The 14,114-nt window shown below is 58.5% G+C and carries 11 protein-coding genes; 3 read left to right on the forward strand and 8 right to left on the reverse strand.

The features are described from left to right. Nucleotides 1–24 precede the first annotated feature (24 nt). Complete coding sequence (locus tag ALO64_RS07640) at nucleotides 25–3,546, forward strand: glycosyltransferase (protein WP_044343415.1); 3,522 nt, start codon at nucleotides 25–27, stop codon at nucleotides 3,544–3,546. Nucleotides 3,547–3,608: 62 nt separating this feature from the next. Here the strand turns inward: ALO64_RS07640 and ALO64_RS07645 are convergent, their stop codons facing one another. The 7 genes from ALO64_RS07645 to ALO64_RS07675 form a co-directional block, all read right to left on the reverse strand. Beyond that, nucleotides 3,609–4,625 carry a ketoacyl-ACP synthase III gene (locus tag ALO64_RS07645; RefSeq protein WP_044343414.1) on the reverse strand — a complete coding sequence of 339 codons (1,017 nt, stop codon included), beginning with the start codon at nucleotides 4,623–4,625 and terminating at the stop codon, nucleotides 3,609–3,611. A 5-nt stretch (nucleotides 4,626–4,630) separates the two neighbouring features. Further along, nucleotides 4,631–5,272: a dTDP-4-amino-4,6-dideoxy-D-glucose acetyltransferase VioB gene (gene vioB, locus ALO64_RS07650; protein WP_002554333.1), complete on the reverse strand. Its 642-nt coding sequence runs from the start codon at nucleotides 5,270–5,272 to the stop codon at nucleotides 4,631–4,633. Next, complete coding sequence (locus ALO64_RS07655) at nucleotides 5,269–6,030, reverse strand: SDR family NAD(P)-dependent oxidoreductase (RefSeq protein ID WP_011169104.1); 762 nt, start codon at nucleotides 6,028–6,030, stop codon at nucleotides 5,269–5,271. The genes vioB and ALO64_RS07655 overlap by 4 nt, the downstream gene beginning before the upstream one ends. 52 nt (nucleotides 6,031–6,082) lie before the next feature. Next, nucleotides 6,083–6,292, reverse strand: coding sequence for a hypothetical protein (locus ALO64_RS07660; RefSeq protein ID WP_010212561.1), 210 nt, complete (start codon nucleotides 6,290–6,292; stop codon nucleotides 6,083–6,085). Nucleotides 6,293–6,567: 275 nt separating this feature from the next. Further along, nucleotides 6,568–7,263, reverse strand: a complete 696-nt coding sequence (locus tag ALO64_RS07665; protein WP_010212559.1) for a sensor histidine kinase — start codon at nucleotides 7,261–7,263, stop codon at nucleotides 6,568–6,570. Then, on the reverse strand, nucleotides 7,260–8,861 hold the full coding sequence (locus ALO64_RS07670) for a response regulator (RefSeq protein WP_044343413.1): 1,602 nt from the start codon (nucleotides 8,859–8,861) through the stop codon (nucleotides 7,260–7,262). The genes ALO64_RS07665 and ALO64_RS07670 overlap by 4 nt, the downstream gene beginning before the upstream one ends. Before the next feature lie 367 nt (nucleotides 8,862–9,228). Then, a complete protein-coding gene (locus ALO64_RS07675) occupies nucleotides 9,229–9,903 on the reverse strand; it encodes a TIGR04211 family SH3 domain-containing protein (protein ID WP_044343412.1) in 675 nt (224 codons plus the stop codon). A gap of 452 nt (nucleotides 9,904–10,355) precedes the next feature. Here ALO64_RS07675 and ppnN point away from each other — a divergent pair, with 452 nt between their 5' ends. Continuing rightward, the gene (ppnN, locus tag ALO64_RS07680) at nucleotides 10,356–11,729 is read left to right on the forward strand and encodes a nucleotide 5'-monophosphate nucleosidase PpnN (RefSeq protein ID WP_002554339.1); all 1,374 of its coding nucleotides are present in this window, start codon (nucleotides 10,356–10,358) and stop codon (nucleotides 11,727–11,729) included. A gap of 51 nt (nucleotides 11,730–11,780) precedes the next feature. Here the strand turns inward: ppnN and ALO64_RS07685 are convergent, their stop codons facing one another. Next, complete coding sequence (locus ALO64_RS07685) at nucleotides 11,781–12,650, reverse strand: helix-turn-helix domain-containing protein (RefSeq protein ID WP_044343411.1); 870 nt, start codon at nucleotides 12,648–12,650, stop codon at nucleotides 11,781–11,783. A 152-nt stretch (nucleotides 12,651–12,802) separates the two neighbouring features. Here ALO64_RS07685 and pobA point away from each other — a divergent pair, with 152 nt between their 5' ends. Then, entirely contained in the window at nucleotides 12,803–13,981 is a 1,179-nt protein-coding gene (gene pobA / locus ALO64_RS07690; RefSeq protein ID WP_044343410.1) for a 4-hydroxybenzoate 3-monooxygenase, read from the forward strand. Nucleotides 13,982–14,114: the final 133 nt, after the last annotated feature.

Below are 14,114 nucleotides of genomic sequence, written 5' to 3' on the forward strand. Positions count from 1 at the left end.
AACTTTTTCAAAAGTGGTATTGCGATGAGTTCTTCACGCCTGGTCAGTATTGTCATCCCCGCTTACAAACCGGCTTTCTTCGAAGCAGCGCTTGCCAGCGCGCTGCGCCAGAACCACGACGACATCGAGATCATCATCACCGACGACTGCCGTGACGATGGCATCAAGGCTATTGTCGAAAAGCTCAGCCCGAACAGCCGCTGGCCCATTCACTATTTCAAAAATGCAACGCCGCTGGGCGAACCTCACAACATCGCACACGCCATAGCGCGTGCGCAGGGTGAGTACATCAAGTTTCTCTACGACGATGACATCCTTCTCCCGGACTGCGTGCGCCTGATGTTCGATGTCATGCACGACAGCCCGGACATCAAAGTCGTGTCAGCGACCAGAAAGAGGATCGACGCCAACGGCGCTCTGCTGGCAGACAACCTCTACACGGCCTACCCATTCGGCAAAAACGTCGTTCTGAACGGTCCTGAGCTGGTGTCCTTTCTGGCCAGTCACCCGATCAACTTCGTCGGCGAGCCCAGTGCAGTCATGTGTCGTCGCGAAGACCTGCTGGTATTCGGGCAGGACATCATGTCTCTGCAACAGGTGCTGATCTGGGGGCTGGGTGATTTGGCCATGTACGTAAAGCTCTTGCGTCATGGCAACCTGGCGATGCTCGCCCGTCCCCTTTCCTATTTCCGGGTGTCGGATCAGCAGAGCAGCGAGGCATTCAGAAAAGACCCGACCCTGCCTCGCGAAGGTCACGCCAACTTCAGGCGCATTCCCACAGAGCTGGGCTGGGTAAGGCCTGACGAGTTCAATGGCAAGGTCAAGGTTGCTCCGCTGTCACAACGCGACAATATTCAGGAAATGGACCTGCTGGCCTACTTCGACAGAAGGCCCGAAGCCACTGTTCGGAATACCCGTGTCGCCGGCTGGCTGGCTCAGCGTCGACCTACGCCAGCCCAGCATGTGTTGCTTGAAGAGTACCTGCAACAACACAACGGCGGCCCTGCGGTTGCGATTGTCGTGTCGGACTTCAATCAGCAGCCCGAGAGCGTGCTGAGCACGCTGCAAAGCCTGGCGTCCGATGCGCCGCTGCTCGACAAGCTCAAGGTGTTTGTCCTTGCCGACTACGACCGGGAACAGCAGACGCCGCTGCAAGCGCAACTGACCCGGCGGGATGCCAGCATGGAAAACCGCGCAACAGTCATCAACGCGTTGATGCAGGAAAACGACCAAGCGTGGTGGATCCTGGTTGACGCCGGCACGACGTTCACCTCGAGCGGCCTGCTGTGCGCTGTCATGAAAATGATCGAAACACCCGAAGCCTGTGCAGTGTTCGGCGACGAAGTGACCCTGCATGCGCAGGCAGGTGCTCATCTGGCCTTTCGCCCGGACTTCAGCCTGGATTACCTGCTGACCTGCCCGGCGGCAACCAGCCGCAATTGGCTGTTCAATCGTGAAAAAGCTCTGGAAGTGGGCGGCTTCGACCCAGTCCACGCGCAGGCCATTGAACTCGACCTGATCCTGCGCATGATCGAGGGTTCGGGCTATACCGAATTTGCGCACTCTTGCGAGCCGATGATCATCTCGCCCTTATGGCAGGCGCAGGAGAACTACGATCAGGCGCGCACCGTGCAACGGCATCTGCACGTACGTGGCTACCCAGGCAGTAAGGTGCATGCGCTGGAATCGGGACTTTACCGGATCGATTACGGCCATGCCGAACAGCCTCTGGTCTCCATTCTCGTCACCTCGCAGGATCAGCTCGAAACGCTACTGCCCTGCGTAGAGAGCATTCTGGAAAACACGACATATCCGCACTATGAAATTCTGATTTGCGACAACAACAGCCAGTCGGCGCAGACCACGCAATGGCTGGCGACCATCGATTCGATGCAGTCGGAGCGGATTCGCATCGTTCGCCACGAACAGGCACTGAGCCCGTCGGCGCTGCTCAACTCCGCAGCCGAACACGCGCTGGGCGACTATCTTGTGATGCTCGACAGCCACGCCCTGATCATCCAGCAGGACTGGCTCAACCACCTGCTCAACCACGCACTGCGCCCTGAAGTAGGCGTTGTCGGCGCGAAACTCATTTCGACGGATGGTAATGTCGTGCAGGCCGGCATCATCATGGGCCTCAATGGCACCGCGGCCACCGTCACTGCCAGCGACATCGCAGGATCTGCGAGCGATGCGCAACGTCTGGAAACAGATCAGAACTACAGCGCTGTCAGCGGCTCCTGCCTGATGATTCGCAAGTCCGTGCATGAAGAGGTGCAAGGCCTGGACGAACACTTGTTCCCCCTGCACTTCAATGACGTGGATCTGTGCTTAAAGACACGCAGCACCGGGCATCTGGTCGTCTGGACACCGCACGCCATTGTCGCGCTGCGCCCGGACGACGCACAGAGCGACGCTGAAGCACTGGACTTCGCGACGCGCGCGCTCTACCACCGCTGGCTGCACTACATGGCCTGGGACCCTGCATACAACAAGAATCTGACGCTGACTGACAGTTTCGTCGCCCAGAGCAACCCGCAACTGAGCTGGCGGCCATTGACCCACCGTCCACTGCCGGTGGTCCTTGCTCTGCCCTGCAATCATGCGGCTGCCGGCAATCGCATCAGCACTGCGCTGCAAAGCCTGAGCGCCGAGCGCGAGACAGACGGCATCATCAGCCATGCGCCGCTTCCATTCGTGGAAATTGCCAGACTCAGCCCGGATACGGTGGTTATCCAGGGGCCAGTAAACGAAAGCCTGATTGCCAGCATCAACGCGATCAAGGACCACACCAATGCCTGGGTGGCCTACGACCTGCCGCACTACCCGGCGTACGCTGAAATCGACAAGAGCGCTGTGCCACTCGCAACAGTGCAGGCCTCCCTGCGCCACGGGCTGGCGCGGGCAGATCTGATTACCGTCCCCACAACAGCGCTGGCGGAGCTGCTGGAGGGCTCACACCCCAACGTTCAGGTGATTGAAACCCGACTTGCGCCTGAGCCATGGCGCAATCTGCAAAGCCAGCGCCAGACTCGCCCCAGACCTCGTGTAGGTTGGGTAGGCACGGCGGCAGAAACGGGCGACCTGCTGATTCTGTCAGAAGTCATCAAGGCGCTGGCAGACCGTGTGGAGTGGGTCATCATGGGACCCTGCACGCGCTGGCTACGCCCTTATATTCATGAACTGCGTTCGCCCGTGGAGGGCACTTTGTTCCCCGGGACGCTGGCCAGTCTGAACCTGGATCTGGTGTTGGCGCCTGCAGAATCCAACCTGATCAATACGAGCAAAAGCCCGGTGGCCCTGCTGGAATTCGGTGCCTGCGGTTTTCCAGTCATTTGCAGTGATGTGCTCAGCGTGCCTGAAGACCTGCCCGTCACTCGGGTGGAAAACGAGACGAATGCCTGGGTCAGTGCCATCGAGCAACACATTGATCAGTTGGATGAGTGCGCACGCAAGGGCGATGCCTTGAGACAGGCTGTCATTGATAACTGGATGCTTGAGGCCGATCACTTGCAAGCCTGGCGCGATGCCTGGCTGAAGGGCTGATCAGAAAGGATTAAAACCAACAACAAGCTCTGCGTCCGGGCGGTGACGCAGAGCGATGATGTTTACCAGCGTATGACGCACGCCCCCCACGAATAGCCCACCCCGAACCCGACCGCAGCAACCCGGTCGCCCGGTTTCAGCGTACCGCGGTTCAAGGATTCCTTCAGCGCAATGGGAATGGTGCAAGACACCGTATTGCCACAGTGCTGGAAGGCAGAAACGAACTTCTCGACCGGCAACTTCAAACGCCGACGCAGGGCATCCAGCATGAAGTGGTTGGCCTGATGAAACACGAACAGATCGACATCGGCCCCACCCAGTTCGTCATCGAACAACGACGCGAACAACTGCGGTACGCGGGTCATGGAAAACTCGAAAATCGCCGGGCCATTCATGTACAGGTGTGCATCGGTACGCACACTGCCACCGTCATCCTGATACTCGGCAGGCTGAAGGTTTTCCGCCGAGGGTCTTCGCGCACCGCCAATCGGGACCATCAGGTTTTCCGCCCCGGAGCCGTCACTGCCATAACGAAAACGTTCCAGGAAAGGCCCGCCCTCAGTCGCGCTGAGCAGGGTCACAGCCGCGGCGTCACCGAACAGGGTACGAACACTTTTGTCCTGCGGATGGATGTAGCGACTGTAGGTTTCCGCCGTCACCAGCAATACGTTCCGGCATTGCCCTGACTCGATCAACCCTTTGGCGATGCCAAGCCCGTAAATGTAGCCTGAACAGCCCTGATTGAAATCGAAGGCGGCGCAGTGGGTGGGAAGTTGCAAGCGGTGCTGCAGAATGCAGGCGGTGGCGGGCAATACATAATCCGGGCTTTGCGTGCAGTAAATCAATGCGTCTACTTCGCTGCGCTGAATATATCCGTTGAGAAACAACTTCTCGCAGGCGCGGTACGCAAGGTCGGACGCAGTTTCATCCTTGTCGATGATGCGCCGCTCGCCAATACCGGTCTTCGAGAAGATTTTCTCGACGTCCCATTCGGGAAATTCGCGCGCCAGTGTTTCATTGCCCAGCGAATGAGCAGGCAGTTCATATTCTATGTTCACGATCCTGGCATGAGCGCCCATGAGCGTTACCCCGATATGCGTGTGGCAGGTACACCGAATACTGTAGTGCCAGCGGCGACATTGCGTATTGCAACGCTACCCGCTCCGACCACAGCCTGTTTGCCGATCCTTACCTTTGGCAGGACGCTGGCATGCGTCCCCATGAAAACACCCTCCTCCAGCACGACACCGCCAGTGATATCGCAATGCCCGCTCAAGGTGGAGAAGTCGCCGATGTCTGCGTCATGCCCCACCAGACAGCCAATATTGAGGGTTACAAATGCGCCGATGCGAAGATCGACCGTGAGCACCGTTGAAGGACAGATCACCGCACCCTGGCCAATGGAAACATTTTCGCCAATGATGACCGAGGGGTGAATGAGGGTGAAAAATTGCGCGCCCCTGGCAAGGAGTTTTTCTACGACCAGGCGCTTGCCGCTCGGGTCGCCGATCGCACAGACCAGATACTCTTCGGGCTTTGGCTGGTAGCCGTCCACCGTCGAAACGACAGGCGGATAATGGTCGAAGCGCTCGGTTGAGCCCGGGCCGTCATTGATGAATCCGGCGATGAGCCATCCCGGATTGTTCTCCACCCAATCCGTCAGCCAAGCATGCACTTCACGGCCGAAAGCGCCGGCACCTACGATGAGCAATCTATTGGCATTCATTGCGCCAGGTATCCTCCATCCACAACCATCGCTGTTCCGGTCACCCAGCGAGCCGCCGGAGACAACAGGTAATTGACCGCATAGGCTATGTCCAGCGGCTCACCAAACCCCAGCGGGTGCTTCTGCTCAACCACGGCCATGGAATCGATACCGACCAGATCTTCAAGCTTGCGGGTCATTTCGGTTCGCACTATGCCCGGCGCAATGGCATTGACCCTTATTCCGTCTCTGGCCAGTTCAAGTGCCGCAGCGCGGACCATCGATTCCACTGCGCCTTTACTGGCGCAGTAGGCCATCAGGGAAGGCTGGGCGGCCTGAGCCATCACCGATGAAAGCAGAACAATACTGGCCCCTTGAACGAAGACGCCTTTCTGCCTGAATGACTTTATCAGCGAAAAGCCAGAGGTCACGTTGGTGGCAAACACCGTTTCCCATTGCTCGATTGCCAGGGCTCGAATCGGTAGCGGCATCTGTACACCGGCAGCATGCACCAGCCCGTCGAAAGGCCCGTAGGTGCTGGCCAGGGTTTTCATCCAGGCCGGGACTGCGTGCCCGTCAAGCAAGTCAAAAGGCTCGACCCCGTGACTCTCACCGTGAAGCTGGCGCCTTGTTGCTTCAAGCCGTTCGGTGTTCCTGGCAACCAGTACCACCCGGGCGCCCTGCTGGCTCAGCCATATCGCAACCTGGCTGCCGATGCCGGAAGAGGCACCTGTGACCATGATCAATTTGCCGCTTAATGAAAACGGATTACTCACCACCCAACGTTCCTCTTCAGGGCTGACCGGCACCGCCTGGAAAACCCCTGATCGCTTATGACTCTGTAACGAGACCGATGACGTCATCCACACTCTTGCAAGCGTTGAGACGGTTGGCCGACAGGTTCTTATCCAGCCGTTCATTCGCAAGCGACATGAAGGTCAGGACCGCAATGGAGTCCCAATCCAGACTTTGTCCTTTGCTCAAGGTGCCTTCGTCTGCTTCCATCGCTTCTTCGATCAGCTTAAGTACTTTGTCTTCCATTTCGATGCTCCCGGACAGCCTGCTATTGGATTAAAACGCGCGCCGACCAAAGCCTGCGCCTGACAGGACGTTAGCAATAATCGAACCAAGCCATTGAGCACACGGGGAAGCCCCTGTTACCGGGCTGGACAGGGGCAAAAGGCAGGCATTGAGGACACCAAAGTCAAAAACATGACAGGCTTATCGACAACGGGATAACGCAAGTGCGCGGCACCGCGTCAATATAATGCTGGTGCGCGGCTGTCTCATATTTCGCAGCAATTGCAGTTCGGGTTTCAGGGCAGATAAATGCTGAACATTGCCCCGCCCAGCACGCCGCCGTTGGCGATTTCGATTCGCCCGCGCATGCCGTTGCGCACATGCAGCCGGGCAATGTGCGCAGCAAAGTACAAGCCCAGGCCGGTACTGCCACTGCCCTGATTGATGCCCTGCACGTATTCGGTTTGACGCTCGATCAGATACGCCGGGTAACCGGGGCCGTCGTCATTGAGGGTGATCTTCAACTGACCGCCTTCTTCACCGATGCTGATCACGATCTGCTCGCGGGCAAAGCCGATGGCATTGACGATGATATTGCCGACCACCGAGCCCACCAGTTCACGGTCAAAAAAGCCCAAGGGGCTCATGTCATCGATTTCATAGCGCGCGGCGATACCGCGGCTGGCCAGCACGTCCTGATGGTGCGCCAGCTGCGCTTCGATGAAATCGTCCAGTTCGTGGTAATCCGGACGCAACGGCAGTTGATTGACACCGAGTTTGTATAGGCCCAGCAGTTGCACGAGCATGCCGTTGAGGTTGGCGAACTCATAGTCGATGACCCCATGTTCCGGCGTGTCACGCTGCTGACCGGAAAGCTTCGCCAGCCACTCGCTGTGCGCCTGTGTCAGGGTCGCCAGCGAGTTTTTCATGTCGTGCACGGTGGAGGCGATCACCATGGAAAAGTCGAGGCCCTGCTCTGTCTCTTCACTCATGCGCCAAACGCCCTCTCCCTGAGTTTCTGGTAACGCTCATAACGCGGATCGCTTTCCGGAATCTTGCCCAGCACCTTCAGGCTGGCACGGCATTCGTCAATGCCGGCCTGCCCGAGGTTCTGCCCCGGATGAAGCAGCGACTGCACCATGTTCAGCACAATACTGATGTTCTTCGGCTGCAAGCCCAGCGCGCTGCGGAAAAACGCCTGCGCCTCGGTGAGGTTGCCGGCCTTGTAACTGCGCACGCCTTGCAGGTTGAAATCGATTGCAGCCTTGCTGGCGCCCAGAATCGCGGGATCGTCGGTCATGCTGGCGACGCTTTTCATCACCGCCGGATCATCGCCATAGGCTTCAGCACAGCTCTTCAGAACACTGGTGCCCGCTTCTTCCTGCCCCAGCTTCTTGAGCTGCGCAGCCACCATCAGGGCGGCATCGGCACTGAGCACCTGCTCCATGCCATCGAGCCTGGCCATCGCCTGTTCGGTGAGCTTGGCTGCGGTTTCCGGGTCCGAGTGCTGCAGGCTGGCAGCCTTCATCAGGCGGGTGCGCACTTGAAGACCTTCGTCGTCGGTGTGTTCCTTGGCAACGTCGACAAGGGCGTTGTTGATCTCGACACGCGTGCGCGCATCCAACCCCTGCTCGCCGCCCTTGCTGATCAGAGCATGTGCCAGACCCAGGTTGGTTTCCGGGTCCTTGAAGCGCGAATGCTGGCCTTGGGAAACCGCCTGGCGATAGGCTTTGGAGGCACTTTCAAAATCCTCGTTGCCCAGCGCCAGCTTGCCCAGCAGCTTCTGTCGACGGACTGCCAGAGGCGACAGGCGCACAGCGCTTTCCAGCACCGTCTGCGCCCGCTTGGCATCGCCAAGCGCCACCAGCGCATCAGCCAGGCCATCGAACAGCGCCGGCATGGCCGGAAACGCTTTGATTGCCTGTTCATAGACGGCCTGCGCTTCGGCAGTCTTGCCGCGTTTCAGCAGCAGACTGCCCAACGCGCCGTAGGCCCACGGCGTGGCACGATCAGCCAGAATGGTCTTGAGAAAAGCTTCCAGTGGCTCGTTCTGCTTCAAATCACGCAAGGCATCCGCCTTGTAGCGCAAGCACAACGGCGCATAACGCGGGTCCTGCTCGATCAGCTTGTTGCACGCGGCCAGTACCTCGGCCGGTTTGCGCCGGTCGAGGGCCTGCAGAATCGGCTTGAGCAAGGTCTTGCGCTGCACCAGCTTTTCCAGGCGCTGGGCCAGCCCGGCACGGTTGAACGGCTTGGTCAGGTAACCGTCCGGCTCCCACTCAAGCGCACTCATGACCATCGCCTGACTGTTTTCGGCAGTGACCATGATGAATACGCTTTCGTAACTCAGCAGCCGCTCGACCATCAAGTCTTCCAGCACCTGCTGGCCATTCTTGCGGCCATCACCCAGATTGAAGTCGTGCAATACGAAGTCATAACGCTTTTGCGAGCACATGCGCAGCGCCTGCTCGCCGGTGTCGGCGGTATCCACTTCCTTGACGCCCAGTTCACGCAGCATCGACCGCACTGAACTGCGAAAGTCAGAGAAGTCATCAACGATAAGAAAGCTTTTTTGGTTGTACGCCAGCATCCGGATTCCTGCACAGGAGAGGGTGAAAATATGAGACCCACGGCCTGAAAACCACTCAGACCCGACTCGGCAGCCCATTTTTCAGGACGCACATAATAACTGATGGCAACATGCCATAACACAGTTCGCCGTTGCCGCCCTCCCCGCAACAAGCCACGCGGTTCAGGGCAACACTCAGTTTTTCGACCATACGGGCAGAAACTGTAGAACGAACATCAACTTCGCGCATTGTCCGGGCGGCAGGCATGCATACATTTTGCGAGCTGGATCGTAATTGCAGGAGCAGGAAGGGACTTTTAGCGGAGGCTCATCACCTATCGCTCATGCCAGCGCGCGGCGCTGGCATGAGCAGCTGTTTCGGGCAGGTTTACACCCAGCCATCGTTCTTCTTGCGACCCTTGGTCAACGCCGGAAGGATCAGGCCCACCAGCAGGCCTGCACCGGCAATGCTGCCGCCATAGACCATGTAGCGCATCATCACCTGCTTGTTCTCGTCGCCGAGCCGCGCCTGAGTGGCACGCAATTCGGCCTGAGAATCAGCCAGTTGATCGTTAAGGGTCTTGGTGCGGGCTTCAAGTTCGTCGACCAGTTTCTTGCGCGCATCAAGAGTCTCTTGCATGCCTTGCACACGGGTCTTCCAGGTATTGTCGATGCCTGCCAGTTGATCGGTCAGTTCGGTGACCTGCTGGGTCAGTTGCGGCACACGCTCGGCCTGACCAGGCACCTCCTGCAGGTCAGTGCTGGGGATCCACACCGTGGAACCGCCTTCGCCGCGCACCTGGCTGAACTTGCCCGAAGAGCTGAGCAGCTCGACCTTCTGCCCGGATTTCAGCGTCCCCACAATCCGATGATCATCGGTTGGTCCGCTGCGTACGTAGGTGGTGAGGCTGTCGCTGACCCAGCGATCGCTGCCTGCGGCCTGCGCGTTGCCAGGAACGACAACGGTCAATGCAGCGCCAAACAGGCCTGCGCCGAGCAAGCGACGCGAAACAGCGAACAGGCCAGGGGCTCGGGAAAAAAGTGCGGAGAAATGACGAGACATGGCGATAATTATCTTTATCTGAAATGAAAATAAAGCCTCGTTTAACGGGCCGGCTAAGGATGGGAGCGGCAGGTGATCAAAGGTTTTGCAACTCCTGCCCGGACGGAATGTCTGCCTATCAGGCGCGCTTAAAAAGCACCTGATGATCCCTTTCGTGCAGGCCGTCCAGAAAGTCCATCAGCTAACAGACTCCGTTAACGGGGTCAGGTTCACTATTGCCCGTTGTCCGCGTCAAAATTCAGCCGCACGGTCATGCCGGGCAAGTGCCTGCTTTCAAAAGAATTCGCTTGCCGATTCAATCCTGCGATGGCGCACAAAGGCTCAAACAGGGGACGTCTGCGGTCCGGCGTTTGCTTTCCCGGCCAAGTACTGTAGAAAAGGCTCCACAGGGGTGAATGTTCTCAATGTTCACCATCCTGATGCTCGACTGCATCGCTCTAATGGAAAATAGAATGATCCCAAGACAAGTGATTAACGCCACCGTAAGCCCGAAAGGCAGCCTTGAAACCCTGTCCCAGCGTGAAGTGCAGCAACTCAGCGCGGCCGGTTCAGGCAGCACCTACACCCTGTTTCGCCAGTGCGCCCTGGCCATTCTCAATACTGGCGCCCACGTCGATAACGCCAAGACCATTCTTGAGGCGTACGAAAGCTTTGAAGTACGAATTCATCAGCAGGACCGCGGTGTGCGCCTGGAGCTGCTCAACGCTCCGGCCGATGCGTTTGTCGATGGTGAAATGATCGCCAGCACCCGCGAGATGCTGTTCAGCGCCCTGCGTGACATCGTTTACACCGAAAGCGAACTGGACAGCCAGCGCATCGACCTGAGCAATTCTCAGGGCATCACCGATTACGTGTTCCACCTGCTGCGCAATGCCCGCACGCTGCGCGCTGGCGTAGAGCCGAAGATGGTGGTGTGCTGGGGTGGTCACTCGATCAACACTGAAGAATACAAATACACCAAGAAAGTCGGCCATGAACTGGGCCTGCGCAGCCTGGATATCTGCACCGGCTGCGGCCCTGGCGTAATGAAAGGCCCGATGAAGGGCGCGACTATTGCCCACGCCAAACAACGCATTGTCGGCGGGCGCTATCTGGGCCTGACCGAGCCGGGCATCATTGCGGCCGAAGCACCCAACCCGATCGTCAACGAGCTGGTGATCCTGCCGGACATCGAAAAACGTCTCGAAGCCTTCGTGCGCGTTGGCCACGGCATCATCATCTTCCCCGGTGGCGCAGGCACGGCTGAAGAATTCCTCTATCTGCTTGGCATTCTGATGCACCCGGACAACAAGGACGTACCGTTCCCGGTAATCCTGACCGGTCCGAAAAATACCGAGCCGTACCTGCAACAGTTGCACGCGTTCGTCGGTGCCACGCTGGGTGAAGAAGCGCAGCGTCATTACCAGATCATCATCGACAACCCGGCAGACGTCGCCCGGCAGATGACTCAGGGCCTGAAAGAAGTGAAGCAGTTCCGCCGCGAGCGGAATGACGCGTTTCACTTCAACTGGCTGCTGAAGATCGAGGAAAGCTTCCAGCACCCTTTCGATCCGACTCACGAGAACATGTCGAAGCTGCAACTGAACCACGACGTGCCCACTCACGAGTTGGCCGCCAACCTGCGCCGGGCTTTTTCCGGGATTGTGGCGGGCAACGTCAAGGACAAGGGCATTCGCCTGATCGAGGAGCACGGGCCTTATCAGATTCAGGGCGATCCTTCGATCATGGGGCCGCTGGACAAGCTGCTGCAGGCGTTTGTCGATCAGCACCGGATGAAGTTGCCCGGTGGCGCGGCCTACGTGCCGTGTTATCAGGTCGTGGCCTGATCCCACGGCAATGACCGGCAGGCAAACGGGGCGCCCTTGAGCACCCCGTTTCTATTTCTGCTGACGAAACGCTTTGGGTGACTGCCCGGTAGCGCGTTTGAAGAAGCGCGAAAAATAAGCGGGCTCGGAAAACCCGAGGCTGTCGGACACCTGATTGATGGTCATGGTGGTGTAGATCAGGTTGCGCCTGGCCTCCAGCAACAGCCGCTGGCTGATGATCTGCAAGGCCGACTGGTTGCACAGGCGCCGACACAGAGAATTCAAATGCGCGGCGCTGATGCCCATGGCCTGCGCATGCTGGTGAATGGACCAGTGCTCGCGAAAACTCGCCTCCAATTGATGCATGAACACCTGCAAATGCTCACGGCCGCGGTCCATGGGGTGAATTTCTTCGCCAGCATGCTCGCTGCTGCGCCGACTGAGCCAGACCACCAGCACGTTGATCAATGAATGCAGCATCAGATCGCGACCAGCCTTGGGCTGCCGGTACTCACGGGCGATGGCGCTGAACAGCGTATCAGCGTAATGGCTGTCCGCCCCTAGCTCGTAACACCGTGCCGTGCGCATTGCCGAGCTGTCGAGTGCCGTCTCAAGCTGCTCCACCAAGGGTTTGGCCAGACTGAGAATGTGCCCCTGAATATCTTCGGCAAACCTGAAGGTGTGCACGCTTAACGCCGGAACCACCTGCAGCGAAGGTGTCTCGACCTCGGTGACCACATCCTCGACCTTGAGCATCGCCCTGCCGGACTGCACATACAGCAACTGCACCAGACCTCCATGGCGATGCGGCTTGATCTCCCATTCGTGCATCTTGCTGCGCTCGGGGATCGACTCGCAATGGATCAGGTCCGGGGTCGGCCAGGCCGCGGTTTCACCGTAAAGCTTGAACACCGGTATCGTTGCAGTGGCAGGTCTGGCCATGTGTTCTTCTCCCGTCCGGACCCTCGAAAAGTCCAGATAATGCGTCGAATATTGCCTTCTTATCTCGATGGCATCCATTAAAAATGCAGGAGACAAAAACAATCATATCCCGCTGATGACACTTGGCAGGGATCAAAAACAGGACCATCTCCATGAAAACCCAGGTTGCCATTATCGGTTCAGGCCCTTCAGGGCTGCTGCTGGGCCAACTGCTCCAGCGTGCCGGCATCGACAACGTGATTGTCGAGCGCAAGGATCCCGATTACATCCTCTCGCGCATCCGCGCCGGCGTGCTTGAGCAAGGCATGACCGACCTGTTGCGTGAAGCAGGCGTCAGCGAACGAATGGACGCCGAAGGCTTGATTCATGACGGTTTCGAGCTGGCCTTCGACGGGCGCTGTGAGCGCATCGACCTGAAAACCCTGACCGGTGGCAGAACCGTGATGGTCTACGGCCAGACTAAAGTCACCCGAGACTTGATGGCCGCGCGCGCAGCAGCAGGTGCGATGACTGTCTATGACGCGTCTGACGTGAACGATCCAAAGACCGACAGTCCCTATGTGACGTTCGTGAAAGACGGCGAAACCGTGCGCCTGGACTGCGACTACATTGCCGGCTGCGACGGTTTCCATGGTGTATCGCGGCAATCGATCCCGTCTGAAACGCTGAAAATCTTCGAGCGCGTTTACCCGTTTGGCTGGCTCGGCGTGCTGGCCGACACGCCGCCGGTCAACGAAGAGCTGGTCTACGCCAATCACCCGCGTGGCTTTGCCCTGTGCAGCATGCGCTCGGCCATTCGCACCCGCTATTACGTGCAGGTCAGTGCCGAAGAGAAAGTCGAAGACTGGTCGGACGAACGCTTCTGGACCGAGTTGAAAGCCCGTCTGCCCGAGCATCTGGCAGACCGCTTGGTGACCGGCCCGTCCATCGAAAAAAGCATCGCGCCGCTGCGCAGCTTCGTGGTTGAGCCCATGCAGTACGGCCGTCTGTTTCTGCTCGGCGATGCTGCGCACATCGTCCCGCCTACCGGCGCCAAGGGCCTGAACCTGGCGGCCAGTGACGTCAGCACGCTGTACCGGATTCTGCTCAAGGTTTACCGCGAGGGCCGCACCGACCTGCTGGAAAAGTATTCGCAAATCTGCCTGCGCCGCGTGTGGAAGGCCGAGCGTTTTTCCTGGTGGATGACCTCGGTGCTGCACAACTTCCCCGACACCGATGCGTTCAGCCAGCGCATCCAGCAAACCGAACTGGACTACTACGTCGGCTCGCAAGCCGGGCGCAGGACCATTGCGGAGAATTATGTGGGCTTGCCGTATGAGGCGATTGAGTAGCGTATTTCACCTATCGCGTATGAGGACGCAGAGCGTCCTGAAAAGCATGCCGACGCCGAGCGTCGCACGATAGCGGTAGTGAGCTCTGCGTCCGGTCTTGAGCAGCTTCGCCAAGGAGACTGTCAGAAATTTT

Origin of the sequence: Pseudomonas meliae, from assembly GCF_001400515.1 — a bacterium.
GTDB classification, from domain to species: Bacteria; Pseudomonadota; Gammaproteobacteria; order Pseudomonadales; family Pseudomonadaceae; genus Aquipseudomonas; species Aquipseudomonas amygdali.

Bases quoted from the DNA above. Each gene is read 5' to 3' on its own strand.
- ALO64_RS07640 (WP_044343415.1), top strand. From the start codon at position 25: ATGAGTTCTTCACGCCTGGTCAGTATTGTCATCCCCGCTTACAAACCG.
- ALO64_RS07645 (WP_044343414.1), bottom strand. From the start codon at position 4,625: ATGGGCGCTCATGCCAGGATCGTGAACATAGAATATGAACTGCCTGCT.
- vioB (WP_002554333.1), bottom strand. From the start codon at position 5,272: ATGAATGCCAATAGATTGCTCATCGTAGGTGCCGGCGCTTTCGGCCGT.
- ALO64_RS07660 (WP_010212561.1), bottom strand. From the start codon at position 6,292: ATGGAAGACAAAGTACTTAAGCTGATCGAAGAAGCGATGGAAGCAGAC.
- ALO64_RS07665 (WP_010212559.1), bottom strand. From the start codon at position 7,263: ATGAGTGAAGAGACAGAGCAGGGCCTCGACTTTTCCATGGTGATCGCC.
- ALO64_RS07670 (WP_044343413.1), bottom strand. From the start codon at position 8,861: ATGCTGGCGTACAACCAAAAAAGCTTTCTTATCGTTGATGACTTCTCT.
- ALO64_RS07675 (WP_044343412.1), bottom strand. From the start codon at position 9,903: ATGTCTCGTCATTTCTCCGCACTTTTTTCCCGAGCCCCTGGCCTGTTC.
- ppnN (WP_002554339.1), top strand. From the start codon at position 10,356: ATGATCCCAAGACAAGTGATTAACGCCACCGTAAGCCCGAAAGGCAGC.
- ALO64_RS07685 (WP_044343411.1), bottom strand. From the start codon at position 12,650: ATGGCCAGACCTGCCACTGCAACGATACCGGTGTTCAAGCTTTACGGT.
- pobA (WP_044343410.1), top strand. From the start codon at position 12,803: ATGAAAACCCAGGTTGCCATTATCGGTTCAGGCCCTTCAGGGCTGCTG.